The 25474-nt window shown below is 74.4% G+C and carries 24 protein-coding genes and 1 pseudogene; 5 read left to right on the forward strand and 20 right to left on the reverse strand.

All coding sequences use genetic code 11. The features are described from left to right. Positions 1-46: 46 nt before the first annotated feature. The gene (gene hisC, locus N555_RS0120490) at positions 47-1171 is read right to left on the reverse strand and encodes a histidinol-phosphate transaminase (protein ID WP_029433365.1); all 1125 of its coding nucleotides are present in this window, start codon (positions 1169-1171) and stop codon (positions 47-49) included. Positions 1172-1245: 74 nt separating this feature from the next. On the opposite strand from hisC, the gene galE reads away from it, so the two are divergent. Continuing rightward, entirely contained in the window at positions 1246-2205 is a 960-nt protein-coding gene (gene galE / locus N555_RS0120495; protein ID WP_029433366.1) for a UDP-glucose 4-epimerase GalE, read from the forward strand. A gap of 4 nt (positions 2206-2209) precedes the next feature. On the opposite strand, the gene N555_RS0120500 is transcribed toward galE, so the two are convergent. The 5 genes from N555_RS0120500 to N555_RS0120520 all read right to left on the reverse strand — a co-directional run bounded on the left by N555_RS0120500 (position 2210) and on the right by N555_RS0120520 (position 7152). Continuing rightward, the gene (locus tag N555_RS0120500) at positions 2210-3547 is read right to left on the reverse strand and encodes a hemolysin family protein (RefSeq protein WP_029433367.1); all 1338 of its coding nucleotides are present in this window, start codon (positions 3545-3547) and stop codon (positions 2210-2212) included. A gap of 163 nt (positions 3548-3710) precedes the next feature. Then, positions 3711-4925 (reverse strand): NADP-dependent isocitrate dehydrogenase, encoded by a 1215-nt coding sequence (locus N555_RS0120505; protein ID WP_029433368.1) that lies wholly within the window; start codon positions 4923-4925, stop codon positions 3711-3713. A 32-nt stretch (positions 4926-4957) separates the two neighbouring features. Then, positions 4958-5911 (reverse strand): malate dehydrogenase, encoded by a 954-nt coding sequence (mdh, locus tag N555_RS0120510; RefSeq protein WP_029433369.1) that lies wholly within the window; start codon positions 5909-5911, stop codon positions 4958-4960. A gap of 36 nt (positions 5912-5947) precedes the next feature. Beyond that, a complete protein-coding gene (locus N555_RS0120515) occupies positions 5948-6283 on the reverse strand; it encodes a DUF3017 domain-containing protein (protein ID WP_051684308.1) in 336 nt (111 codons plus the stop codon). Beyond that, complete coding sequence (locus N555_RS0120520) at positions 6283-7152, reverse strand: bifunctional methylenetetrahydrofolate dehydrogenase/methenyltetrahydrofolate cyclohydrolase (protein WP_029433371.1); 870 nt, start codon at positions 7150-7152, stop codon at positions 6283-6285. Before N555_RS0120520 ends, N555_RS0120515 begins: the two co-directional genes overlap by 1 nt. Positions 7153-7289: 137 nt before the next feature. Between N555_RS0120520 and N555_RS0120525 the strand changes: the two genes are divergently transcribed. Then, positions 7290-7997 (forward strand): hypothetical protein, encoded by a 708-nt coding sequence (locus tag N555_RS0120525; RefSeq protein ID WP_231503052.1) that lies wholly within the window; start codon positions 7290-7292, stop codon positions 7995-7997. A gap of 1 nt (position 7998) precedes the next feature. On the opposite strand, the gene N555_RS0120530 is transcribed toward N555_RS0120525, so the two are convergent. The 13 genes from N555_RS0120530 to N555_RS0120595 all read right to left on the reverse strand — a co-directional run bounded on the left by N555_RS0120530 (position 7999) and on the right by N555_RS0120595 (position 20105). Next, the gene (locus N555_RS0120530; protein WP_156036477.1) at positions 7999-8307 is read right to left on the reverse strand and encodes a hypothetical protein; all 309 of its coding nucleotides are present in this window, start codon (positions 8305-8307) and stop codon (positions 7999-8001) included. A gap of 64 nt (positions 8308-8371) precedes the next feature. Then, positions 8372-9004, reverse strand: coding sequence for a pentapeptide repeat-containing protein (locus N555_RS0120535; protein WP_029433374.1), 633 nt, complete (start codon positions 9002-9004; stop codon positions 8372-8374). Continuing rightward, positions 9004-10554 carry a bifunctional phosphoribosylaminoimidazolecarboxamide formyltransferase/IMP cyclohydrolase gene (gene purH, locus N555_RS0120540; RefSeq protein ID WP_029433375.1) on the reverse strand — a complete coding sequence of 517 codons (1551 nt, stop codon included), beginning with the start codon at positions 10552-10554 and terminating at the stop codon, positions 9004-9006. The genes N555_RS0120535 and purH overlap by 1 nt, the downstream gene beginning before the upstream one ends. Beyond that, positions 10551-11174 (reverse strand): phosphoribosylglycinamide formyltransferase, encoded by a 624-nt coding sequence (gene purN / locus N555_RS0120545; RefSeq protein ID WP_029433376.1) that lies wholly within the window; start codon positions 11172-11174, stop codon positions 10551-10553. The genes purH and purN overlap by 4 nt, the downstream gene beginning before the upstream one ends. A gap of 56 nt (positions 11175-11230) precedes the next feature. Beyond that, positions 11231-12403, reverse strand: a complete 1173-nt coding sequence (locus N555_RS0120550; RefSeq protein WP_029433377.1) for a cell division protein PerM — start codon at positions 12401-12403, stop codon at positions 11231-11233. Between the two features lie 136 nt (positions 12404-12539). Continuing rightward, the gene (locus N555_RS28455) at positions 12540-13508 is read right to left on the reverse strand and encodes a hypothetical protein (RefSeq protein ID WP_029433378.1); all 969 of its coding nucleotides are present in this window, start codon (positions 13506-13508) and stop codon (positions 12540-12542) included. Positions 13509-13581: 73 nt separating this feature from the next. Continuing rightward, a complete protein-coding gene (locus N555_RS0120560) occupies positions 13582-14340 on the reverse strand; it encodes a hypothetical protein (RefSeq protein ID WP_029433379.1) in 759 nt (252 codons plus the stop codon). 131 nt (positions 14341-14471) lie between these two features. After that, positions 14472-15479: a hypothetical protein gene (locus tag N555_RS0120565; protein ID WP_029433380.1), complete on the reverse strand. Its 1008-nt coding sequence runs from the start codon at positions 15477-15479 to the stop codon at positions 14472-14474. Further along, positions 15476-16126 carry a hypothetical protein gene (locus N555_RS0120570; protein WP_029433381.1) on the reverse strand — a complete coding sequence of 217 codons (651 nt, stop codon included), beginning with the start codon at positions 16124-16126 and terminating at the stop codon, positions 15476-15478. The genes N555_RS0120565 and N555_RS0120570 overlap by 4 nt, the downstream gene beginning before the upstream one ends. Further along, complete coding sequence (locus N555_RS0120575) at positions 16123-16689, reverse strand: hypothetical protein (protein ID WP_156036478.1); 567 nt, start codon at positions 16687-16689, stop codon at positions 16123-16125. The genes N555_RS0120570 and N555_RS0120575 overlap by 4 nt, the downstream gene beginning before the upstream one ends. A 160-nt stretch (positions 16690-16849) precedes the next feature. Beyond that, on the reverse strand, positions 16850-17728 hold the full coding sequence (sucD, locus tag N555_RS0120580) for a succinate--CoA ligase subunit alpha (RefSeq protein WP_029433383.1): 879 nt from the start codon (positions 17726-17728) through the stop codon (positions 16850-16852). Between the two features lie 31 nt (positions 17729-17759). Further along, a complete protein-coding gene (gene sucC / locus N555_RS0120585) occupies positions 17760-18920 on the reverse strand; it encodes an ADP-forming succinate--CoA ligase subunit beta (protein ID WP_029433384.1) in 1161 nt (386 codons plus the stop codon). 252 nt (positions 18921-19172) lie between these two features. Continuing rightward, entirely contained in the window at positions 19173-20105 is a 933-nt protein-coding gene (locus tag N555_RS0120595; protein WP_231503053.1) for a hypothetical protein, read from the reverse strand. A 338-nt stretch (positions 20106-20443) separates the two neighbouring features. Between N555_RS0120595 and N555_RS0120600 the strand changes: the two genes are divergently transcribed. After that, on the forward strand, positions 20444-21334 hold the full coding sequence (locus tag N555_RS0120600; protein ID WP_029433386.1) for an esterase/lipase family protein: 891 nt from the start codon (positions 20444-20446) through the stop codon (positions 21332-21334). A 218-nt stretch (positions 21335-21552) separates the two neighbouring features. Then, positions 21553-22458 (forward strand): M23 family metallopeptidase, encoded by a 906-nt coding sequence (locus N555_RS0120605; protein WP_231503054.1) that lies wholly within the window; start codon positions 21553-21555, stop codon positions 22456-22458. Between the two features lie 166 nt (positions 22459-22624). Here N555_RS0120605 and pcrA read toward each other — a convergent pair whose 3' ends face one another. Continuing rightward, on the reverse strand, positions 22625-24934 hold the full coding sequence (gene pcrA / locus N555_RS0120610; RefSeq protein ID WP_029433388.1) for a DNA helicase PcrA: 2310 nt from the start codon (positions 24932-24934) through the stop codon (positions 22625-22627). A gap of 255 nt (positions 24935-25189) precedes the next feature. On the opposite strand from pcrA, the pseudogene N555_RS0120615 reads away from it, so the two are divergent. Beyond that, positions 25190-25465, forward strand: a pseudogene (locus N555_RS0120615) (chorismate mutase); the annotation flags it as partial. Positions 25466-25474: the final 9 nt, after the last annotated feature.

Raw genomic sequence — 25474 nt, forward strand, 5'->3', positions numbered from 1 at the left:
TCCCGCCTGCCGCGGTGAACCCCGAGGCCGGGACGGGCGACTGCGCTCACGACCCCGGCGTGGCGGTCGCACTCCCGGCGGAGATCTCGTCCAGGGCCGCGAGCAGCGCGTCGTCCTCGTCCGGCGCGCCGACGGTGACCCGGACACCCTCACCGGCGAACGGCCGCGTGATGACGCCCCGGGACTCCAGTGCGGCGGCGAGCTCCGCCGTCGCCTCCCCCGTGGGCAGCCACACGAAGTTGGCCTGGCTGTCGGCCACGTCGAAGCCGCGCTCCCGCAGGCCCGCGGTCAGCCGGTCCCGCTCGGCGACCACGGCGGCGACCCGGCGGCGGACCTCGTCCTCGCTGGCCAGGGCCGCGACCGCGGCCGCCTGGGCGAGCATCGAGACGCTGAAGGGCACGTGCGTGCGACGGACGGCGTCGGCGACGGCCGGGTCCTCCGCCACCAGGTAGCCCACCCGGAGGCCGGCCAGCCCCCAGGCCTTGGAGAACGTCCGCAGGACCACCACGTTGGGCCGGCCGCGCATGAGCTCGATGCCGTCGGGCACCTCGGGGTCGGTGACGAACTCGCGGTAGGCCTCGTCGAGCACGACGAGGGTGTCGGCGGGCACGGCGTCGAGGAACCGCTCCAGCTCGGGCCGGCGGACGGCGGTGCCGGTCGGGTTGTTCGGGTTGCAGACGAAGACCAGCCGGGTGCTGTCGTCGACCGCGGCGGCCAGCGCCTCGAGGTCGTGGGTGTCGGCCGGGCCCCCGGGGCGGCCGGGCGTCAACGGAACCTGGATCGACCGGGCACCCGCCACCTGGGCCAGCAGCGGGTACATCTCGAAGCTCCGCCAGGCGAAGGCGATCGCGCTGCCCGGGTCGTTGAAGGACTGGGCCAGCTGCTGGCAGAGCATGACGGCGCCGCAGCCGGGGACCACCTGGGCGGGGTCCACGCCGTAGCGGGTGGCCAGCGCCTCGGTCAGCACCACCGCGCCGTTGTCCGGGTAGCGGTTGGTCTCCGCGGCGGCGGTGGCCAGCGCCTGCACCACGGCGGGCAGCGGCGGGAACGCCACCTCGTTGCTGGCGAGCTTGACCGCGCGAGCCACCCCGAGCTCGCGGGCCAGGTCGGCGGGGTTGCGCCCGGGCTTGTAGGCGGGCAGCGACTGCACCGCCGGGCGTGCGCTGACCACGTCGTCCGTCCTCCCGGGGCGCCCGTCCCGGGAGGCGGCGGGTGCGACCGCCGCGCCGTCCCTAGGGTGGGCCCATGCGCGTTCTCGTCGCCGGCGGCGCCGGCTACATCGGCAGCGTAGTCACGGCCGCCCTGGTGGAGGCCGGGCACGAGGTGACGGTCCTCGACGACCTGTCCACGGGGCACGCCGACGCCGTCAGCGACGGTGCCCGGCTGGTGCAGGCCACGCTGCAGGAGTCGGCCCCGGTGCTGGCGGAGGTCCGGCCCGAGGCGGTGCTGCACTTCGCCGCGAAGTCCCTGGTCGGTCAGTCGCAGGTGGAGCCCGAGCTGTACTGGGAGCACAACGTCGGCGGGTCGCTGGCGCTGCTGGAGGCGATGCGGGCGGCGGACTGCCGGCGGATCGTGTTCTCCTCCACCGCGGCTACCTACGGCGAGCCGGAACAGGTGCCGATCCGCGAGGACTCCCCCACCCGGCCGACCAACACCTACGGCGCCACGAAGCTCGCCGTCGACGCGATGCTGACCTCCTACGCGACCGCGTACGACTTCGCCGCGGTGAGCCTGCGCTACTTCAACGTCGCCGGCGCCGCCTACGGCCTCGGGGAGCGGCACACCACCGAGACCCACCTCATCCCGATCGCGCTGCAGGTCGCGGCCGGGCAGCGCGAGGCGATCACCGTGTACGGCGAGGACTACCCGACGCCCGACGGCACCTGCGTCCGCGACTACATCCACGTGCAGGACCTCTCCGACGCCCACCTGCTCGCGCTGACCGCGCCGCAGCCCGGCGAGCACCGCATCTACAACCTGGGCAACGGCACCGGCTTCTCGGTGCAGCAGGTGGTCGACGCCGTCCGCGAGGTCACCGGCCACCCGGTGCCGGTGCAGGTCGGGGAGCGGCGGGCCGGCGACCCGGCGCAACTGGTGGCCGCCAGCGACCGGATCCGCGCCGACCTCGGGTGGACGCCGCGGCACACCGACCTGGCCGGCATCGTCCGCGACGCCTGGGACGTCGCGCAGGCGCGGACACGCTGACGGGCTAGGCGCCGACGGTCGGGGTCGAGACGTCCGCCGGGTCGACCTCCGGCGGCGGCTCCGGGCGGGTGACCGCCAACCGCGAGATCCGCCGCCCGTCCAGCTCCAGGACGGTCAGCCGGCGGCCCTCGACCAGCACGACGTCCCCCAGCCGGGGCAGCCGGCCGAGCTCGGCGAGGACGTACCCGGCGACGGTCTCGTAGGGCCCCTCGGGCAGCTCGAGGCCGGTGTGCTCGGCGAAGTCGTCGAGGTTGAGCAGGCCGTCGACCTCCTGCGGCCCGCCGGGCACGGCCTCGGCGTCGGCCGCGACGTCGTCGTCGTACTCGTCGTAGATCTCGCCGATGACCTCCTCGATGAGGTCCTCGAGGGTCACGATGCCGTCGGTGCCGCCGTACTCGTCGACGACGATCGCCAGGTGCTGGTTCTCCCGGCGCATCTCCGACAGGGCCGTCAGCACGCCCGCGGTGCCGGGCAGCCGCTTGACCTCGCGGGCCAGGTCGCCGACCGTCGCCGCCCGGCCGGCCGGGTGGTTGGGCAGCAGCAGGTCGCGGATGTGCACGAAGCCGAGGACGTCGTCCTGGTCCCGGCCGACGACCGGGTAGCGCGACCGGCTGCTGTCGGCGACCTGGCGGGCGGCGCGACTGGCGGTCAGCGAGGCGTCGAGGAAGTCCACCTCGGTGCGCGGGGTCATGACCTCGCGGACCTCGCGGTCCCCGGCGCGGAAGACCTCGTTGATGAGCTGGCGCTCGTCGCTGCTGAGCGACTCGTGCGCGGCGACCATGTCGCGCAGTTCCTCCTGGCTGATCTGCTCGCCGCCGGCCTTGGGGTCACCGCCCAGCAGCCGGACGAGGAGGTTCGTCGACCGCGACAGCAGCCAGATCACCGGCCGGGCGCCCTTGGCGATGCCGTTGAGCGGCGCGGCGACCAGGAGCGAGAAGCCCTCGGCGCGCTGCAGCGCGAGCCGCTTGGGGGTGAGCTCGCCGACCACCAGGGAGAGGTAGCTGATCGCGATGGTGACGAGGACCAGCGCCAGCGTGCCGGCCAGCCCCTCCGACATCCCCCGGTCCTCCAGCACGTCGGCCAGCGGCTCGGACAGCGTGCTCGCACCGAAGGCGGCCGAGAAGAAGCCGGCCAGGGTGACGCCGACCTGGACGGCGGCGAGGAAGCGGTTGGGGTCGCTGAGCAGCTTCGACACCGCCCGGCCGCGACGCCCCTCGTTCTCGGCCATCGCGCGGACCTGCGACTCGCGCAGGGACACCAGCGCGATCTCCGCGCCCGAGAAGGCGCCGCCGATCAGGACGAAGACGACGACCATGACGATGTTGAGCCAGACGTCGCTCACCGGCGGCGTACTCCTGTCGATCGGGTGCTGCGCACGTGCCCATGCTGCCCGTCGCGGGGCGGGCTGCCCACCGCGCACCCCCTCGAACGGATCACACCCCGGTCACGCGCGACGGCCCCCGCACCCGAGGGGTGCGGGGGCCGTCGGCCGGAGGCGAGGAGGCTTACGCCATCGCCTTCTGCAGGTTGGTGTCGATGGCCGCCAGGAAGTCCTGGGTGGTCAGCCACGGGCTGTCCTTGCTGATCAGCAGGGCCAGGTCCTTGGTCATCTGACCGCTCTCCACGGTCTCGACGCAGACCCGCTCGAGGGTCTCCGCGAAGCGGGTGACCTCGGGGGTGCCGTCCAGCTTGCCGCGGTGGGCCAGGCCACGCGTCCAGGCGAAGATCGACGCGATCGGGTTGGTCGACGTCTCCTTGCCCTGCTGGTGCTGGCGGAAGTGCCGGGTCACCGTGCCGTGCGCGGCCTCGGCCTCGACGGTGCGGCCGTCCGGCGTCGCCAGGACCGACGTCATGAGGCCCAGCGAGCCGAAGCCCTGCGCCACGGTGTCGGACTGCACGTCGCCGTCGTAGTTCTTGCACGCCCAGACGTAGCCGCCCTCCCACTTGAGGGAGGCGGCGACCATGTCGTCGATGAGCCGGTGCTCGTAGGTGATGCCGGCGGCGTCGAACTTCTCCTTGAACTCGGCCTGGAAGACCTCCTCGAAGATGTCCTTGAACCGGCCGTCGTAGGCCTTGAGGATCGTGTTCTTCGTGGAGAGGTAGACCGGGTAGTTGCGGTCGAGGCCGTAGTTGAGCGAGGCCCTCGCGAAGTCGCGGATCGAGGCGTCGAGGTTGTACATCGACAGCGAGACACCGGCGCCGGGGGCCTGGAAGACCTCGTGCTCGATGGGCTGCGAGCCGTCGTCCGGGGTGAAGGTGACGGTGAGCTTGCCGGCCGACGGGAACGTGAAGTCGGTCGCGCGGTACTGGTCGCCGAAGGCGTGACGGCCGACGATGATCGGCTTGGTCCAGCCCGGCACCAGGCGCGGGACGTTCTGCATGATGATCGGCTCGCGGAAGATGACGCCGCCGAGGATGTTGCGGATCGTCCCGTTCGGGGACCGCCACATCTTCTTCAGGCCGAACTCCTCGACCCGGGCCTCGTCGGGCGTGATGGTGGCGCACTTGACGCCGACGCCGTGCTTCTTGATGGCGTTGGCGGAGTCGATGGTGATCTGGTCGTCGGTGGCGTCCCGCGACTCGATGCCCAGGTCGTAGTACTCGAGGTTGACGTCGAGGTACGGGAGGATCAGCTGGTCCTTGATGAACTGCCAGATGATCCGGGTCATCTCGTCGCCGTCGAGCTCCACGACGGTGCCCTCGACCTTGATCTTGCTCATGGTTCCCTCTCTACAGCTCCGACCAGGTGTGGTCAGAGGTCGGCTACGTCTGCCTGCTTGGCGCGCACGGCCTCGGCCGCCTCGCGCAACCCGGCCAGCTCGCTCTCGGTCAGGTCGCCCTCGACGACCTTCCGCACACCCCCACGCCCGACCTCGGCCTCCACGCCGAGGTAGACGCCGGAGATGCCGTACTCACCGTCGACCCAGGCGCACACGGGCATGACGGCGCCGGAGTCCTCGATGACGGCCTTGGCCATCCGGGCCGCCGCCGCCGAGGGCGCGTAGTACGCCGAGCCCGTCTTCAGGAGCGCGACGACCTCCGCCCCGCCGTTGCGGGTCCGCGTGACCAGGTGCTCGATGCGGTCGGCGGCCAGCACGTCGGCCAGCGGCTTCCCGTCGACGGTGCAGCGCGAGGGCACCGGCACCATCGTGTCGCCGTGCGACCCGAGCGTCAGGGTCCGCACCGAGGAGACCGGCACGCCCAGCTCCTCGGCCACGTTGTTCGTGAACCGCGCGGTGTCCAGCATCCCGGCCTGCCCCATGACCCGGCCCTTGGGGAAGCCGGTGGCGAGCTGGGCGAGCGCGGTCATCTCGTCGAGCGGGTTGGACACGACGATCACCACCGCGTCGGGCGAGGTGCGGGCGACGTTCTCGGCGACCTGCCGGACGATCCCGGCGTTGGTCTCGATGAGGTCCATCCGGCTCATCCCCGGCTTGCGCGGGATGCCGGCGGTGATCACGACGACGTCGGACCCCTCCGTGCCCTCGTAGGAGCCGCCCCCGACCCCGACGACCTCGGTCTCGAAGCCCTCGATCGGGCGGGACTGGTTGATGTCGAGGGCCAGGCCCTCGGGCTTGCCCTCGACGATGTCGGTGAGGACGACGGTCTCGAAGACGTCGTACTCCGCCAGACGGAGGGCGGTGGTCGAGCCGTAGAAGCCGGCACCGACGACGGTGACCTTGCCGTTCCGAGGCTGCTCTGCCATGGCGGCCAACCTAGCGGCAGAGCGCACCCCCGCGCCTCAGCGGGTTCCGGGCGCGATGACGGGGACCCCGGCGGCCTCCGCCGGGACGGCGAGCGCGATGGCCACCACCGCCACCCCCATCCCGGCCAAGAGGACGACGTCGACGGGCCGGCTGCGGACGGCGAGGAAGCCCACCCGCCGGACCGGCAGCAGCAGCCGGAGGACCGCAGCGGCGACCAGGGCGCACCCGATGACGACCAGGCCGCGGCGCCAGTGCTCCAGTGCGACCATGCCCAGCCCCACCCCGACCGCGATCAGCACCGCCAGCAGCGGCAGCTGCCGCAGCAGCCCGGCCAGGAACGGCCGGCGGGTGTAGAGCGGCGGGCGGGCCATCAGGCGGTCAGCAGCTCGATACCGGCCGCCCGCTCGGCGGCGAGCACCACGTTCTGCAGCAGCATCGCCCGCGTCATCGGACCCACCCCGCCGGGGTTGGGCGCGACGTGACCGGCGACCTCGACGACGTCCTTCGCGACGTCGCCGGCGATCTTCCCGTCGACCCGGCTGACCCCGACGTCGAGGACCGCGGCACCCGGCTTGACCAGCTCCTTGGTGACGAGACCGGGGACCCCGGCGGCGGCGACCACGATGTCGGCCGCGCGCAGGTGGGCGGCCAGGTCGCGGGTGCCGGTGTGGCAGAGGGTCACGGTGGCGTTCTCGCTGCGCCGCGTGAGCAGCAGGCCGAGCGGGCGGCCCACGGTGATGCCGCGGCCGACCACGACGACCTCCGCCCCGGCGATCGGGACGTCGTGGCGGCGGAGCAGCTCGACGATGCCGACCGGGGTGCACGGCAGCGGCCCGTCGACGCCGAGCACCAGCCGGCCCAGGTTCGTCGGGTGCAGCCCGTCGGCGTCCTTCGCGGGGTCCATCGCCTCGAGGACGGCGTACTCGTCGACCTGGCGCGGCAGCGGCAGCTGGACGATGTAGCCGGTGCACGCCGGGTCGGCGTTGAGCTCCTCGACGACGGCGAGCACGTCGGTCAGCGTGGCGGTCGCCGGCAGCTCCCGCTGGATGCTGGCGATCCCGACCTGTGCGCAGTCGGAGTGCTTGGCGTTGACGTACCAGCGGCTGCCCGGGTCGTCGCCGACGAGCAGCGTGCCGAGGCCGGGCCGGTGGCCCGCGGCGGTGAGCGCGGACACCCGCTCGGTCAGTTCGGTGCGGATGGCGGCAGCGGTCGCCTTGCCGTCGAGGGTCTGCGCGGGCACGGCCGAGAGTTTGCCTGATCGCGGTCCGGCCCATCGACCGACTGCCCGAGAGCCCCGGCGGCGGGACGGCCGCGGCCCTAGGCTGGCCCGGCAGTGGGCGTCCTCCCCGCGCCCGCGCCACCCCCGCAGGAGAGCCCATGAGCGAGCGCGACCCGTACCCCGCCACGCCGCACCCCGGGGCGGCGCCGCAGCCGCAGCCGCAGTGGGAGAGCGAGACGACGCCGGGCCTGCAGGCGGCGGGGAACGCCCCCTACTCGGGGACCGGGGCCAGCGCGGTCGGCGCCGGCTGGTCGGGCGGCGGGACCCCCGACGGCACCGAGACGTGGTCCTACCCCCGGCAGGGGGAGCAGCAGCACTGGGACCGGCTGCACGACGACCAGCAGCCCGGCGACTACCGGGGGACGACGCCGGAGTACTCGACCGCACCGGTCACCCTGCGCCGTCCCGACGTCCTGGCCGGCCTGCTCCTCGTGCTGGCCGGCATCGCCGCCGCGGCCAGCCTGCTCCTGGAGTGGGCCCCCGACAGCAAGGGCTGGGACCTCGTCCGCGACGGCTTCGAGGACTTCGACCAGGTCTCCTGGCAGCCGCCGGTGATCGTGGTCGCCGGCGGGGCGCTGCTGGTGCTCGGTCTGCTGGTGCTGCTGCCGGCCCGCGGCCACCGCACGCTCGGTGTGCTGGCACTGCTGGCGACGATGGCGGCGGCCGGCGGCGTCCTCGTGGTCCTCGACGCCAGCCGGTACAGCTGGGACTTCTTCGAGGTCGGCTTCTGGGTGGCGTGCGCGGTCCCGGTCCTGGGCCTGCTCGGCAGCCTGAAGGCGATGCTGACCAGCCCCCGGACGAGGTGAGTCAGGCCTGCAGGCCCCGGCGGCGGGCGGCCTGCGCCAGGTGGATCACGATCCCCTGGTAGCCGTGCGCCACGTAGTCGGAGATGTCGGAGCAGGCGATGCGCCCGGGCAGCGGAGCGCGGTCCTCCCGCGGGAGGACCGGCTTGCGGGACCGCGGCAGGAACGAACGCAGGCTCCGCCGGGTCGCGGCCGTGGCCTCCCGCGCGTACTCCACCCGGCTGGTCGAGACGTCGCTGCGCTGGTGGACCAGGTCCTTCCAGACGGCGAGCGCACAGCCGATCAGCAGGACGAGGAGCAAAGCGGGGAGCATGCCCTCATCATCGGTATTCCAAACCCGTGACGGAAAAGTCCGGTTCACATGGGTCACACGGATCTCAGTCGGCCACCAGCGCACCGTGGGCGCGGGCGACCTGGACCGACTGGGCGAGGTCGAGGCGGACCCCCGTCAGGTCCAGCGCGCGCCAGTTGACGGCCTCGGTGTCGGCGCCGCGCAGGTCGCTGCCGCGCAGCTTCGTCCCCTGCATCCGCGCGCGGGCCAGGTCCGCGGCCGTGAGGTCGCACTCGCGCAGGTCGGCGTCGGAGAGGTCGGCCTCGGTGAACCGCTGCCCCGACAGGTCCGAGCCGGACAGGTCGACGCCCCGCAGCGACGTCCAGCTCCAGTCGGTGTCCGTGCTGGTCAGCGGCCGCAGCGTCGCGCCCAGGAAGTACGAGCCGGTGAGCTTGCAGCCGTCCCACACCGCGTCGAACAGCCGCGCCCGGTCGAAGCGGCAGGACAGGAACGCCGTCCCCACGTGGCGTGACCCGGCCATCCGGGCACCGGTGAGCACGCAGTCGGTGAAGACGCAGCGCCGGGTGACCAGCTCGGTCAGGTCGGCATCGTCGAACCGGCAGCGGGTGAAGGTGACCTCCGCCAGCTCCGCTCCCCACCAGTCCACGCGGGCCAGGTCGGCGTCCTCGACCACCGCTCCCTGCTCCGGCGGCTCCACGTGCGGCTTCGGGCCCGGCATCAGTGGGCGAAGTGCCGGGTCCCGGTGAGGTACATGGCGACGCCGGCGGCAGCGGCGGCCGCGACGACCTCCTCGTCACGCACGGAACCGCCGGGCTGCACGATCGCGCGGACCCCGGCGTCGACCAGTACCTGGAGCCCGTCGGCGAAGGGGAAGAACGCGTCGGAGGCGGCGACGGAGCCCGCGGCCCGCTCCCCCGCCCGCGCGACGGCCAGCCGGGCTGAGTCGACCCGGTTGACCTGCCCCATCCCGACGCCCACCGTGGCCTTGTCGTGGGCCAGCAGGATCGCGTTGCTCTTCACCGCGCGGACGCTGCGCCAGGCGAACACGAGGTTGTCCAGCTCCGCGGCGTCCAGCGGCTCGCCGGTGGCCAGCCGCCACGTCGTGGGGTCGTCCCCGGCCGCGTCGAGCCGGTCGACCGACTGCAGCAGCACGCCGCCGCTGATCGGCCGGAACTCGACGGCGCCCCGCTGGGCGGCGGGCAGCCGCAGCAGGCGGATGTTCTTCTTCGCCGTCAGCACCTGCACCGCGTCCGCGGTGAACGACGGCGCGGCGACCACCTCGGTGAACACGTCGGCGATCTGCTCGGCCATGGCGAGGTCGACCTCGCGGTTGGCGGCGATGACGCCGCCGAAGGCCGACACGGGGTCGCAGGCGTGCGCCTTGCGGTGGGCCGCGGCGATGTCGGCGCCGACGGCGATGCCGCACGGGTTGGCGTGCTTGATGATCGCCACGCAGGGGTCGTTGTGGTCGTGCGCCGCGCGCCAGGCGGCGTCGGTGTCGACGTAGTTGTTGTACGACATCTGCTTGCCGTGCAGCTGCTCGGCGTGCGCCAGCCCGGCCTGCCCGCCGCGGTACAGGGCCGCCTGCTGGTGCGGGTTCTCCCCGTACCGCAGGACGTCCGCGCGTTCCCAGCTCGCCCCGGCCCAGGCCGGGAACACCGACTCGTCGTCGGGGGCCAGCACGCTGCCCATCCAGGAGGCGACGGCGATGTCGTAGGTGGCGGTGTGCCGGAAGGCGGCGGCAGCCAGTCGCTGCCGCTCGGCGAGGGTGAAGCCCCCGGCCCGGACGGCGGCGAGGACGTCGTCGTAGCGCGCCGGGTCGACGACGACCGCGACCGACGGGTGGTTCTTCGCCGACGCCCGCACCATCGCGGGGCCGCCGATGTCGATCTGCTCGACGCACTCGTCCGGTGCGGCGCCGGAGGCCACGGTCTCGGAGAACGGGTAGAGGTTGACCACGACGAGGTCGAAGGCAGCGATGCCGAGGTCCTCGAGCTGGGCCACGTGCTCGGGACGGCGGCGGTCGGCCAGGATCCCGGCGTGCACCGCGGGGTGCAGGGTCTTCACCCGGCCGTCGAGGCACTCGGGGAAGCCGGTGACCTCCTCGACCGGCGTGACCGGCACCCCGGCCTCGGCGATCCGGCGGGCGGTGGCGCCGGTGCTGACGAGCTCGACCCCGGCCTCGGCGAGACCGCGGGCCAGCTCCTCGATCCCCGTCTTGTCGTAGACACCGAGCAGGGCCCGGCGGATGGGGATGCGGTCGCTCATCGGGGGTTCTCCCTGGGGGTGGGTCGGGACGGCGGATCGGCGGCGACCCGCGCCACCGTGTCCACCAGGAGCGTCCGCTCCACGGCCTTGATCCGTTCGTGCAGGCTGTCCTCGTCGTCGCCCGGGAGGACCGGCACCTCGCGCTGGGCGATCACCGGGCCGGTGTCCACGCCGGCGTCGACCCAGTGCACGGTGCTGCCGGTGACCTCCACCCCGGCGGCCAGCGCGTCCCGGACCGCGTGCGCCCCCGGGAAGGCCGGCAGCAGCGCGGGGTGGGTGTTGAGCAGCCGCCCGCCGAACGCGTCGAGCACCGCGGGGCCGACGATCTTCATGAACCCGGCCGACACCACCAGGTCGGGCCGGTGCGCGGCGATCGCGGAGGCCAGCGCCCGGTCCCAGTCGGCCCGGTCGGGGTGGTCGCCCAGCCGGCAGACGAACGTGGGGAGGCCCCGGCGGCGCGCGTGCTCGAGGCCGGGCGCCTCCCGGTCGGCGCCCACGGCGACCACGGCGGCCGGGTAGGCGGGGTCCTCGGCCGCGTCGAGCAGCGCGGCGCACAGCGACCCGGTGCCGGAGACCAGCACGACGACCCGGGCGCGCCGGGTCGGTTCGGCGGTCGGCACGCCGGTGATCCTAGGAGGGCCACCCGGCGTCATCTGCCCCGTGGGGGGCCGGGCGTTCAGCCCCGCGCCCGCCAGCGGCTGACCGCCGCCGCCACGGCACCGGCGATCCCCGCCTGGGCCGCGACCGCGATGCCGGTCGACAGGGGTGGCGCGCCGACGTCGGCCAGCCCGCCGTCGCCCAGGACACCGCCGCCGGCCCAGGCGACCGCCGCGGCGCCCGCCCCCAGCAGCAGCCCCGCGACCAGACCGGCGAGGGCGGCGCCGACCGACCCACCGCCCCCGGTCAGCCGCCGGCCCACCGCGGTGCCCGCGGCCAGCCCGGCGAGCGCGGGGATCGCCTGGGACACCCAGGCGATGAGCGGCACCGCCTGCGTGTCGGGCAGCGCGGCCAGCAGGGGCAGTGCGGGCAGGGGGCCCAGCGAGACGCCGTGCACCGAGACGAGCGTGCCGGCCCCGACGGTGAAGCCGGGCCCCGCGGCGAGGCCCAGCACGGCGGCGGCGGCGTTCGGGAGGAGCAGGAGCGCCAGGCCCAGCGAGCCGACCGCCCCGGCGCCCGAACCCCCCAGCTCGTCCTGCAGGCGGGCGTACCCCTGGGCGTCGGCCGCGACCGCGATCGCCACGACCGCGGTGCACAGCGCGAGGGCGGTCAGCAGGCCCGTGACGGCACCGCGCACCACCGGGCCGGTGGCCGCGGGCAGCCGGTCCAGGGCGTCGTCCAGGGCGCCGCTCTCGCGCGCTGCCCCCCAGCCGGCGGCGAGGAGCGCCAGCGCCGCGGCGCCGGCGACGGCCTGGAGCAGTCCGCGTCCGGGAGCCCCCACCGCGACCCCGACGAGCAGCACGAGCAGCGCGTGGACGGCGACGACGACCGCCACGAGCTCGGCGGCCGCCCGGCCCGACTCGACCCGCCCGGCCGCCACGACCCCGCGCCCGAGGCGGCTCAGGCCCCAGGCGAGAGCGACGGTCAGCAGCAGAGGGGCCACCGCGAGCGGCCCGGAGTCCAGCTGGAGCCGGCCACCGTGGGCCAGGAGCCACAGCCGTCCGGCGAGCGTGGCGGACCCGCCGACGGGGAGGCCACCGGTCGGGTCGAGCGTCTGCACCACGACGAGTGCCAGCCCGAGTCCCACGAGTCCGAGGACGGAGAGGGCCGCCGCCGCGGCCGCGGCGAACCAGACGGGGTGTCCCGGGGCCCGCCGTCCCGGGGACGTCAGGCGGGAGAGCAGCGGGACCACGCCCCCACTGTCCCAAGAGCGGCGCCCGCGCGGGGTGTGCACGCGCCGGAGAACGCCACGAGGGCCGGCGACGGAGTGTCGCCGGCCCTCGTGCGTGCCGGTGGTGCTGGCGTCCCCTGACAGGGGACGCCGGCGGTCAGAACCCGCCGGTGGGCTGCCCCGGGTGGGGCCCCTGTCCGGACTGGCCCGGCTGCCCGGGGGCGGGCGGCGGGGGCGGCGGGAAGGACTGCTGCTGCGTCTGCCCGCCGTACTGCTGCGGCGGGACCGGCGGCTGGCCGTACTGCTGCTGCGGCGGCTGCGGCTGGCCGTACTGCTGCTGGGGCTGGCCGTACTGCTGGTGCTGCGGCTGACCGAAGCCGCCACCGGAACCGGCGCCGCCGGCCTTGCGGCCCTTCAGCTCGGGCAGCAGCCGCAGGACGGCGAGCGCGGTGATCGCCAGTGCGGTGAGCAGCGCGAGGAAGGCGATGAGGCTGAACGGCGCCTCGTCGATCGTCAGGACCTGGATCCAGACGATCAGGAAGAGCAGCAGCCCCAGACCGGCCAGGCCCACGGTGACGAAGCTGCGCGGGAAGGGCAGCTTCAGCTGGGTGAAGGCCGGCAGGATCGCCCAGATGACGGCGGCGAGGAGCAGCAGCCATCCCAGGATCGACAGCGCCGAGGAGTAGTCCAGGTCGAAGCTGCCGAACGGGGTGTCGACGGAGTTGCTGAAGCCGTTGACCGAGTCGTCGATCCCGTCCTCGTCCTCGGAGAACCCGAACCAGGGCAGGATCATGAACAGGGTCAGCAGCACCCAGCCGCCGACCATCAGCCAGTCGAAGAGGTGGACCCGCTTGAGGTCGACCCCGGACTGCGCGTGGCCACCGCCGTGGCCGGCGAACGCCGGCTGGTGGCCGTAGCCGGGCTGCTGGCCGTAGCCGGGCTGCTGCCCGTACTGCGGCGGGGCCGGCGGCTGCTGACCGTAGGCGGGCTGCTGCGGCGGCTGCTGGGGCTGCGGGGGCTGCCCGTACGGCGAGGAGCCGGCCGGCTGCTGGCCGTATCCCGGCTGCTGGCCCGGAGCCGGCTGCCCGAAGCCTCCGGGCTGCTCGGGCGGCTGACTGCTGGTCATCTGGTCGGTTCTCCTCTGTCATGACCCGGCGGGCAGGTGCCCGTCGGTGGTGCGTACAGCCTGACCGCGGGGCTCAGATCCCGCCGGTCGGCTGACCCGGGTGGGTGCCCTGCCCCGGCTGGGCCGGCGGTGCCGGCGGCGGCGAGTACGGCTGCTGCGGCTGGCCGTACTGCTGCTGCTGGCCGTACTGCTGGGGCTGGCCGTACTGCTGCGGGGCCTGCGCCTGCTGCCCGAAGCCGGGCGCCTGCTGGTTGGCCCACTGCGCGGCGTTCGCCACGCCGCCGGGCAGACCCGGACGGTTCTTGAGCTCGGGGAGCAGGCGCAGCACGGCGAAGGCCGTGATCGCGACGGCCGTGAGGAAGGTCAGCAGCGCGAAGAAGCTGAAGTCGGGCAGGTCGAAGGAGTCGATCCAGCCGATGAGCGTGAGCAGCAGACCCAGCCCGGCGAGGCCGACGGTCACCAGGCTCCGCGGGAACGGCAGCGGCAGCTCGGTCACGGCCGGGAGCAGCGCCCAGGCGGCCGCGAGCAGGAAGAGGATGAAGGCCGTGGTGATCGTGCCGAGGTCGAAGCCGTTCACCGAGATGCTCGCGCCGAAGCCGAAGTCCTCGGAGTACCAGGGGATGATCGCGAAGACGAGGAACAGCAGCGCCCCGCCCGCGACGACGTAGTCGGCCAGCTTCAGCCGCTTCACGTCGAAGGAGACCTGCGAGCCACCACCGGACGGGTGCGCGTAGGGGTTGTGCGCGGGGCCGGGGTGCGGCTGGCCGTAGGGCTGACCGGCAGGCGGCTGCTGGCCGTACTCGGGCGGCTGGGGCGGCTGACTGCTGGTCATCGATCGACTCTCCAGGGTGAGGGCACGCTACGTAAGGCGATGCTGGCCTGCTGATGTTGTCGCACGCAACCGCGCCACGCCTAGAGATCCCCCGACCGGGTCGCTTTCGTGACCGCCCTGCAACGCCCCGGTCAGTCGAACTCGGCGGCGCACGTCCCGTAGTACTCGTCGGTGGTGCGACCTCCGCAGGTCGTGCCGTAGTCCTCGTACTCGCTGCCGACGGGGGTCGAGTAGTAGAGCTCGTCGCACGCGTCCAGGTCGCCGACGCGGCAGGCCCGGGCCAGTCGGTCGAAGTACGGGTCGTACTCGGCGTCGGACTCGTCCACCGGGACCGGCGCACCGGTCACGCCGGTGTCGACGTCGACGTCCTCGCCGAACGGGCTCTCGGAGTCGTTCCCGAACGGGCTGCCCGGGTCGGGGCCGTAGGCGTATCCGGAGCCCGAGTCGGACTCGAAGAAGCCGCTCCCCGGCGCGTCGTCGTCGTCGGCGATCCCGCCGACCACGAGCGCCGCCGCCCCCACCGTGGCCAGGGCGAGGAGCGCCGCCGCGACTGCCCAGCCCGGTCCGCGACCGGTGATCTCGGCCCGGTCGGCGACCGGCCGGGCCAGCACGCCGGCGACCACCTGCTCGGCGGCCCGCCGCTCGGCCGCCCGGTACCAGGCCGCCGAGGGCGCGACCACGGCCAGGACGGCGATCGCGATCCCCACCAGGGCCGTCGCCACCGCCAGGCCGAAGCGCACGGCCTCCTCGCCGATCCCGTCGACGACCGCGGTGGCCACCGCCACGGCACCGGCGACGACGGCGAGCGCGACGCCCGCGGTGAGCAGCAGGCCCCCGCCGCGGCCTGCCAGGGCGGCGACCGCGCCACCGATCAGCGCCGCGACCAGCGGGACGGCGAGCAGCGCGGCGACGGCGTCGGTGTCGGCGGCGAGCCAGTCGGAGCCGCCCAGGACGTCCCCGGGGCCGCCGGTGACCGCCGCGACCACCGTGGCCACGACGCCCACCAGCGCCAGGACCGCGGCGACGACCAGCGTCGCCGGTGGAGCCGGCGGCGGCGCGGGCACGGGCGCCTGCGCGACGGGGCCGCCCCAGGCGGGGTCGGGCCGGCCCTGCTGACGGGGGTCGTCCGCCCAGGTCACCGGGCACCTCCTGCGGTGGTGCGGGCGCGGACGGCGTCGGCCACCGGCGCGAGGACGAGCGGGACGACGGCTGCCAGCGCCGTCCACAGGGCGATCTGGAGCAGCACGGTGCCGCCGCCGGTGTCCAGCGCCTCGGAGCCGCCCCCGACGTCGGCACCGGTCTCGCGCAGCAGGTCGGCCAGCCCGCCGACGTAGCTGCCGACCATCCAGCCCACGGCCAGCACACCGCCGACCGCCGCCGTCCCCGTCGCCGCCGCAGCGCCGCGCAGCCGGACCGCCCACCGGGAGGCGAGCAGCAGCACGCCGCCGACCACGAGCACGGTGGCGACGACGGCCATGGGGATGCCCCAGCGGACCGGCGTCGGGTAGCGGTCCCCGCTGTCGCTCCAGGCCGTCGCCTCGAACGGGGAGCCGTCGGAGAAGCCGTCGATCGCGTACATCGTGAGCGCGCACGCGATCGCGGTGAGGACACCCGCGGCGACCAGCAGGCCGCCCGAGACGAGGCGCAGGACGCCGCCCACGTCGACCGGCGACCGGGGCGGGCCGGGCACCGGCGGCGCGGCGACCCCGCCGGCCCAGGCCACCTGCCCGCCCGGCTGCGGGTACTGGACCGGCGGCGGCGACCAGGACGGCGACGGCCCGGTCACGAGGTGCCCTCGGCGCCGATGGTGGCCAGGACGGTGGCGGAGCCGCGCCGGGCGGTGAGCGCGGCGGCCAGGGCGAGCACGGCGGCCACGGCGAGGACCGCGGGTGCGGGGCCCCAACGGGTGACGACGCCCTCGCCGAGGCGGTACGTGGAGACCTCGGAGACCTCGAAGACGACGAGGAGGCCGGTCACGCCGGCGAGCAGACCCGTCGCGCCGGCAGCCAGCTGCTGGGCGGCGGCCCCCCACGGCCCGGGCCGGTCGGTCCGCGAGGCTCCGACCGCCGCCACCGCGGCAGCGGCCAGCAGCACCGCGGCCAGCACCGTCGGGCCGACCCAGGTGAAGGTGTCCAGGCCGCCGCCGTCGCCGGCCGTCTCCCCGGAGGCCACGCGGGTGACGACCTGGATCTCCTCACCGTCGAAGAAGAAGCGGGTGGTGCCCAGGCTCAGCGCCAGGGACAGCAGCGCCGACACCGCGGCGCCCACCGCCAGGCCGGCTGACACCTGCCGCACGCGCACGGGCCGCAGGACCCGCACCTGCCCTGGTCCGGCCGGACGTGCCGTCATCGCCGTACTCACCCCGTGGTCCTCCCCCGTCACCCGCGCCGGTGCGCGGCGCGACCTTCCTACCGGAACGGGACGGCGCGGAATCGGTGGCTCGCCAGAGACGACGCTGCCCCGGCCCTCCGAGGAGGAGCCGGGGCAGCGGGGAGTGCAGGGCGCGGGATCAGGCGCCGACGAGCTCCCGCATGAGGCGGGCGGCCTCGGACGGGGTCTTGCCGACCCGCACGCCGGCGGCCTCGAGGGCCTCCTGCTTGGCGGCGGCGGTACCGGCCGAGCCGGAGACGATGGCGCCGGCGTGGCCCATCGTCTTGCCCTCGGGCGCGGTGAAGCCGGCGACGTAGCCGACGACCGGCTTGGTCACGTTGGCCTTGATGAAGTCGGCGGCCCGCTCCTCGGCGTCGCCACCGATCTCACCGATCATGACGATGGCCTCGGTCTCCGGGTCGTCCTGGAAGGCCTGGAGCGCGTCGATGTGCGTGGTGCCGATGACCGGGTCGCCGCCGATGCCGATGGCGGTGGAGAAACCGATGTCCCGGAGCTCGTACATCATCTGGTAGGTCAGGGTGCCCGACTTGGAGACCAGGCCGATCTTGCCCTGCTTGGTGATGTTGGCCGGGATGATCCCGGCGTTCGAGCGGCCGGGGCTGATCAGGCCGGGGCAGTTCGGGCCGATGATCCGCGTCGAGCCGCCCTGGGCGTGCGCCCAGAAGTAGGTCGAGTCGTGCACCGGGATGCCCTCGGTGATGACGACCGCGAGCGGGATCTGGGCGTCGATGGCCTCGATGACGGCGGCCTTGGCGAACGGCGGCGGCACGAAGATGACGCTGACGTCCGCGCCGGTCTCCTTCATCGCGTCGGCGACGCCGCCGAACACCGGCACGCTGGTGCCGTCGAAGTCGACGCTGGTGCCGGCCTTGCGGGGGTTCACGCCGCCGACGATCGCGGTGCCGGAGGCGAGCATGCGCGCGGTGTGCTTGCTGCCCTCGGAGCCGGTCATGCCCTGGACGATGACCTTGCTGTTCTCGTTGAGGAAGATCGACATTCTGGTGTCCTGTCGGGAGTCGGGGCGGCGGTCAGGCGGCGAGTTCGGCGGCCCGGCGCGCGGCGCCGTCCATCGTGTCGACCACGGTCACCAGGGGGTGGTTGGCCTCGGCGAGGATCCGTCGGCCCTCGTCCACGTTGTTGCCGTCGAGCCGGACGACCAGCGGCTTGGTGGCCTCGTCGCCGAGGATGCCCAGCGCCGAGACGATGCCGTTGGCCACGGCGTCGCAGGAGGTGATCCCGCCGAAGACGTTGACGAACACGCTCTTGACCGCCGGGTCGGAGAGGATGATCTCCAGGCCGTTGGCCATGACCTCGGCCGAGGCGCCGCCACCGATGTCGAGGAAGTTGGCCGGCTTGACGCCGCCGAACTCCTCGCCGGCGTAGGCGACGACGTCCAGCGTGCTCATCACGAGCCCGGCGCCGTTGCCGATGATGCCGACCTCGCCGTCGAGCTTGACGTAGTTGAGGTCCTTCTCCTTGGCGCGCGCCTCGAGCGGGTCGGCGGCGGCGGAGTCCTCGAGCGCGGCGTGCTCGGTGTGCCGGAAGCCGGCGTTCTCGTCGAGGGTCACCTTCGCGTCCAGCGCGAGCACGGTGCCGTCGGGCGCCTTGGCCAGCGGGTTGATCTCCACCAGGGTGGCGTCCTCCTGGGTGAAGACCTCCCACAGCTGGACGGCGATCGCGATGACCTGGTCACGGACCTCGGCCGGGAAGTTCCCCGCGTCGACGATCTCGGCGGCCTTCGCGGCGTCCACGCCGACCGACGCGTCGATCGGGATCCGGGCCAGGGCCTCGGGGCGCTCGACGGCGAGCTGCTCGATCTCCATGCCGCCCTCCTTCGAGGCCATGGCCAGGAAGGTGCGGTTGGAGCGGTCCAGCAGGTAGGAGAAGTAGTACTCCTCGGCGATGTCGGACGCCTGGGCGACCATCACCTTGTGGGTGATGTGCCCCTTGATGTCCAGGCCGAGGATGTCCTGGGCGCGGGCGCGCGCCTCGTCTGCGTCGGCGGCGAGCTTGACGCCACCGGCCTTGCCGCGGCCGCCGACCTTCACCTGCGCCTTGACGACCACCTGCTGGCCGATCTCGCGGGCGATCGCCTCCGCCTGGTCCGGCGTCTCGGCGACGCCACCGGGGAGCACGGGGACGCCGTGCGAGGCCAACAGGTCACGAGCCTGGTACTCGAAGAGATCCACGAGCAGGCACCGTAACGCCCCTGTGACCCCGTCGTCTCGTCGGCGTCGGAGGGGGTGGGCGGCATCACAGGCCGACCACCCCTTCGAGGTCCCCGACGTCGAGGAGCCCGGCGTGCGCCGTCCCGGCACCACCCCGGGAACCGCCCTGCTCGGGGCGGGGATGGGCATCGCGGGCGCCGTCCGGCCGCCGCGACGGACCTCGCGCCGCGCGACCTGACCCCCACCGTCACGGGTCTGGGGACCGAGCCGCGGTCAGGCGGTGGGCGCCGGCCGCCGGTGCAGTCGCCAGGCCAGCAGGGTGAGCCCGGCGTAGGCCAGACCCATGACGAGCAGGCCCATGCCCGGCAGGGACCACTCGAGTTCCGGGGTGGCGGCGGCGCGGATGCCGGCCAGGCCGGCCGACAGGACGACGGCGGTGATGGCGAGCAGGCCACCGACGGCGGCCAGCCGCGGTCGCAGCGAGGGTGCCAGGACCGAGCACAGGAGCAGCGCGCCGGCCAGCAGGAGACCGCCGAGCAGCGCCCAGCCGGGGCGCTCGTACAGCGCCTGCGGCCCCTGCTGCTCGACCACGACCTGCTCCAGGGTGCGGGGGTTGGTGACCAGCAGCTCCGGCAGCTGCGCGGCGGGCTGCGCGAGGCACAGCACCGTGCCGGCGCCGACGAGCACCGCCAGGCCGGCCAGTCCCGGGCGCGCCGGGTCGAGGGCGCCGTCGTCCTCCATCACCGTGCGGCCCCAGGCGGCCGCGGCACAGCCGGCCGCGAGCACGAGGCAGCCCAGGGAGAGGACCTGCAGCCACCACCCGGCCCCGCGGTCGACCGAGGTGGTGAGCAGCCACCGCCCGCCCAGCACCTCGCGCCCGGCCCGCTGGACGGACTCGCTGCCGTTGTAGAGCTCGATGAGCAGCGCCCCGAGCGCCAGTGAGCCGGCCACCGCCGCGTGGGCCAGCCCGAACTTCGGCAGCCGCCCCGCGGCGAGGGTCCCGCCGACCGCGAGGGCCGTTCCCGGCACGACGAGCCCGCCGAGGAGGCCGACCGGACCGTCGGCCAGGGGGACCGCCGTCCCGGCGAGGACGAGGTAGGTGGGGAACAGCGCGGCGACGCCCAGGAGACCGGCCAGGACGAGCAGTCCCCCGGCCACCCGGGCGACGACCGGCGTCGTCCCGACGACCACCGAGTAGTGCGCCACCGGAGCCGGCGCCTTCCGCCCGCCCGCCGGACGCGAGGCGCGCGAGGCCCCTGCGGTCCGGTCCCGGCCGGACGTCGGGCGGGTGCGACCGGTCGGGGGTCGGCCCCCCGTCCGTCGGGCGGTGGCGGCTCCGGCCTCGCGGGCCGGGCGTTCGCGGGCGGACACGGGGCCCCCTTCGTCCGGTCACGAACCGGTGTCGATGCGGTCGGCCCCGGCGTCCCGAGTGTGACGTGCAACACGCAGCGGTATTACCGTCAGGTGAACGGAGCACATACGTGCTCCGAGCGACGACGGGCTGGCAGCCGGTCCCGCGCGGGACCGACGGGGAGGGAGTGCCGATGAGCCCGTCCACCGACCCGGGGTCGACTCCAGCGTCGCACACGGTCGCACCGGTCCCGGGAGCGCCACGAGGTGTCCTGCGCGCCCTCGCCCGCCCCGCCACGCTGACCGGCGGGATCACCGAACTGGCCCTCGTCGGCGCCCACGTCCTCATGTACCCGCTGGGTGCCCGCACCGAGGTCCTGCGCCCCGATGCGAGCCGGCGGCCCGCTCCGGCCCCGCCGAGTGCGCGCGCCCTCTTCGCCGCCGATCCGCTGGCCGCCCGCGTTCCCGTGCTGCTCGTCCACGGCCTGGTGGACAACCGGTCGATCTTCACGGCCATGCGTCGGGGGCTGCGCAGGCGCGGCTTCGCCTCGGTGTGCACCTGGAACTACAGCCCCATGCTGGGCGACGCCGCCCGCGGTGCCGCCGACCTCGGTCGGGAGATCGAGCGGATCTGTGCGCAGACCGGCCACGACCGGATCCACGTCGTCGGCCACAGCCTGGGTGGCCTCATCGCCCGCTACCACCTGCAGCGTCAGGACGGGGCCCGCCGGATCCAGACCCTGGTCACGCTGGGCACCCCGCACCAGGGCTCCGTGCTCGCCCACCTCCTGCCGACGCCGATGGTCAGGCAGCTGCGCCCCGGCTCCCCGCTGCTGCGGGAGCTCGCCGAGCCCGCGCCGGGCTTCGCCACCCCCGTGACCGCCATCTACAGCGACCTCGACCAGCTCGTGCTGCCGACCAGCGCCGCCCGGTGCGAGCACCCGGACCTCGGGGCCCGCAACGTCCTGGTCCGCGGCGTGGGCCACATGTCGCTGCCCTTCTCGCGGTCGGTGGTCGACGAGGTCGCCGCCACCCTCGCGGGCCTGCGCCCCGCGCCGGCGGCTCCGGCCGCCGCCGTCGCCTGACCGGTTCACTCTCCGGCCGGCCTCCCGTGGTCGCCGTCTCGACATGGCGACACGCAGGTCCGCCTCCGCAGCCCGGAGCTGACTGAGGGTTACGGTCCGATCACGGCGCCGGGACTCCACCGGCGGGCGTCTCAGGACCGGACGCCTCCGCCGCCGTCGCTCCCCCGACGGGCCCTCTCCGAGTGCCCCGGCGGGAGGAGCCCCACGGGAGGTACGACGTGTCTCGCTCAGCCGGTCCCACGCTCCTGGAGCGCTCGGCCGCCTCGGGCGAGCTCCCCGAGGCCCCCCAGGTACCCGGTCGCTTCGCCCGCCGCGGCCGCTCGACGGCAGCGCCCGCCGAGCCCGCGACCGAGGAGTCGCCGGCCACCGGGACCGCCGAGACCGGCTCTGCGGAGAGCGACACCGACGCCCCGGGGACCACCGAGGCGGTCGCACCCGCCGGGTCGCGGATCACCGCCGGACTGCGCCGCCGCCTCCGCCGTCCTCCCGGCCGCCGCGCTCCGCTCTGGCTGGCCGCCCTCGTCGTGGGCGCGCTTGCCGCCGGCGCCCCGGGCCTGCTGGGCGACGGGGAGCCCGCCCCGGAGAGCGTCAGCGCGGCCGACTACGGCCTCGGTGAGGACTCGGGGTTCTCCGGCGGCATGGAGGACGCCGGCGTCCGCCAGGGCATCAGCGCCGCCGAGGCCGAGGTCCGCCTGGGCGAGCTCGCCGCCTCCCGCGCCGCCCGGACGCCCACCACCGCCAACCCGCTCCCGGGCGCCCGCATGACGACCTGCTTCTGCATGCGCTGGGGCACCATGCACTGGGGCATCGACCTCGCCGCACCGCTCGGCACCCCGATCTACGCGGCCACCGACGGCGTCGTCCTGCGGGCCGGGCGCGCGTCCGGCTACGGCAACGCGATCTACATCCAGGACGCCGACGGCGACGTCCACATCTACGGTCACATGCGCTACTACAGCGTCGCCGCGGGCGACATCGTGCACGCCGGCGACGAGATCGCCAAGGTCGGCAGCGAGGGCCAGTCCACCGGTCCGCACCTGCACTACGAGATCCACCGTGGCGGCGAGGACGGCCGGCGGATCGACCCCGAGGACTACCTGGCCGAGCGCGGCGTCGAGGTGTGAGTGATCTGTCGGCCTCCGGCCGACACCGCGGCCACGTGCCGTCCCCCGGCCGCGTGGAGCCCTTCCCACACGCTCCTCGGGGACCCTCCGGGCCCGCCTCGTCGCGGTGCCTCGCGGGGCGGCTCGCTGACCTCCTCGGGGGACCCTCCGGGCCCCCGCTCGTCGGTCAGAGCTTGACGAGCGGGGCGTAGCGCAGGACGAGGCGCTTGGTGCCGCCGCTGCCGAAGTCCACGGTCGCCTGGGCCTTGTCGCCGACGCCGTTGACCTCGACGACGGTGCCCATGCCGAACGCGTCGTGGCTGACCCGGTCGCCCACCTCGACCGAGATGACCGCCCGGTTGCCCGCACCGCCGCGCAGCCCGCCGGTCGAGAGCCCGGTTGCCGCCACCCGCGTCTGCGCCGAGGAGTAGCCGCGGCTGTAGCCGGTGCTCGGTGCGGGCGTCGGCGCGAGGTTCGCCCAGTGCACCGTGTCGGCGGGCAGCTCGTCGAGGAAGCGGGACGGCGGGTTGTAGGCCGGCTGCCCCCAGCTGGTGCGCACGGTCGCCCGCGACAGGAACAGCCGCTCCCGCGCCCGCGTGATCCCCACGTAGGCCAGCCGGCGCTCCTCCTCCAGCTCGCGCGGGTCGCCGAGTGCCCGCAGGTGGGGGAAGACGCCGTCCTCGAGCGCGGTCAGGAAGACGACCGGGAACTCCAGGCCCTTGGCCGTGTGCAGCGTCATCAGCGTGACGACGCCGGCCTCGTCGCCGGCGACCGGGATCTGGTCGGCGTCGGCCACCAGCGACACCTGCTCGAGGAAGTCGGTGACCGTGCCCCCCGGGTGCGCCGCCTCGAACTCCGCGGCCACCGAGATGAGCTCGTTGAGGTTGTCGACCCGACCCTCGTCCTGGGGGTCGGTGCTGGCCGACAGCTCGGTCAGGTAGCCGGTGCGGTCGAGGATGCTCTCGAGGAGCGCGGCCGGACCGGAACCGGTCTCGACCAGCTGCTCGAACTCCTCCAGCAGCGCCACGAACTCCTGGATCGCCTTGAGCGACCGCGTGGCCAGCGCCGGGACCTCGGAGCTCAGTCGCAGCGCGGAGGCGAACGGGATCCGCTCCCGGTCGGCGTACTGCTCGATGCAGGCCTCGGCGCGCTCGCCGATCCCCCGCTTCGGCGTGTTGAGGACCCGGCGCAGGCTCACCACGTCGGCCGGGTTGGCGACGACCTTCAGGTAGGCCAGCGCGTCGCGGACCTCCTTGCGCTCGTAGAAGCGCACCCCGCCGACGACCTTGTAGGGCATGCCGACCCGGATGAACACCTCTTCGAACACCCGGGAGGCGTTGTTGGTCCGGTAGAAGATCGCGATGTCCTTGGGCTGCGCCTTGCCCTCGTCGACGAGCGCGTCGATCTGCTCGGCGACCCAGGCCGCCTCGTCGTGCTCGTTCTCGGCGACGTAGCCCTCGATCAGGTCGCCGTCGCCGGCGTCGGTCCACAGGTTCTTCGGCCGCCGGGAGGTGTTCTTCGCGATGACGGTGTTGGCCGCCCGCAGGATCCGCTGCGTCGAGCGGTAGTTCTGCTCCAGCAGGATCGTCGTCGCCTGCGGGTAGTCGCGCTCGAACTCGTCGATGTTGCGGATCGTGGCGCCGCGGAAGGCGTAGATCGACTGGTCGGCGTCGCCGACGACGCACAGCTCCGCCATGGGCACCGGGCCCTCGCCCGTGCCCACGAGCTCCCGCACCAGCATGTACTGCGCGTGGTTGGTGTCCTGGTACTCGTCGACCAGCACGTGCCGGAAGCGCCGGCGGTAGTGCTCGGCGACGTCCGGGAACGCCTGGAACAGGTGCACCGTGCTCATGATCAGGTCGTCGAAGTCCATGGCGTGCGCCTGGCGCAGCCGCTGCTGGTAGAGCGTGTAGGCCTCGGCCAGCACCTTCTCCGGCGCCGTCTGCGGGACGAAGCTCTCCTCGTCGACCAGCTCGTTCTTCAGGTTGGAGACCTGGTTGGCGAGGCTGCGGCCCGGATAGCGCTTCGCGTCGAGGTCGAGGTCGCGGGCCACCATCGACATCAGCCGGACCGAGTCGCCCTGGTCGTAGATCGTGAACGACGACTTCAGGCCGAGCTTCGCCGCCTCCGCGCGCAGGATGCGCACGCACATCGAGTGGAAGGTCGACACCCACATCGCGCGCGCCCGGGGACCGACGAGAGCGGCCACCCGCTCCTTCATCTCGCCCGCGGCCTTGTTGGTGAAGGTGATCGCGAGGATCTCGCCCGGCTGCACGTCCCGGGCGCCCAGCAGGTAGGCGATGCGGTGGGTCAGCACCCGGGTCTTGCCCGACCCCGCCCCGGCCACGATGAGCAGCGGACCGCCCTCGTGGACGGTCGCGTCGCGCTGCGGGCCGTTCAGCCCGGCGAGCATGCGGTCGAGCTCCCGGCCCGTCTGGCCGCGCGCGGACCGCTGGAGGGTGGCCGTGCCGGGGAGGGCCTGCTGGACGCTGCTCATAGCCACACCACTGTAGTTCGGACGGGTGACACCGCCGCGGCCGTCCGGGGCACTCCGCAGGGGCGCTCGCCGGCGCCGGCGCGCTGTGGCAGACTCCCCGCCGTGCTCGCCACGGTCAGCTTTTACTACGGCCACCGGGATCCGGTGTCCGTCACCGCTGGCTGAGCACACGCCGCAACAGACGCCCCGGGCCCGAGGAGCCCGGGGCGTTTCTCGTTCCCGGGTCCGACGGCCGACGAGCCCGACCCGCAGGAGAACGTCATGACCACCACCACCGCCACGACCGACCCGGCCGACCGCATCGGCGCTCTGCGCGAGCAGATCGACGCCTGCGACGCCCAGATCATCGACCTGGTGCAGCGCCGGCTGGCCGTGTCCGCCGAGATCGGCGCGCTGCGGGCCGCCTCCGGCGGCACCCGGCTCTCCCTCTCCCGGGAGTCGCAGGTCCTGGCGCGGTTCCGCTCCGCCCTGGGCGACGACGGCGCGACGCTCGCGCTCATGCTGCTCCGGCAGGGCCGCGGCCGGCTCTGACCCGCCCGG

Origin of the sequence: Blastococcus sp. URHD0036, from assembly GCF_000701365.1 — a bacterium.
GTDB lineage: Bacteria > Actinomycetota > Actinomycetes > Mycobacteriales > Geodermatophilaceae > Trujillonella.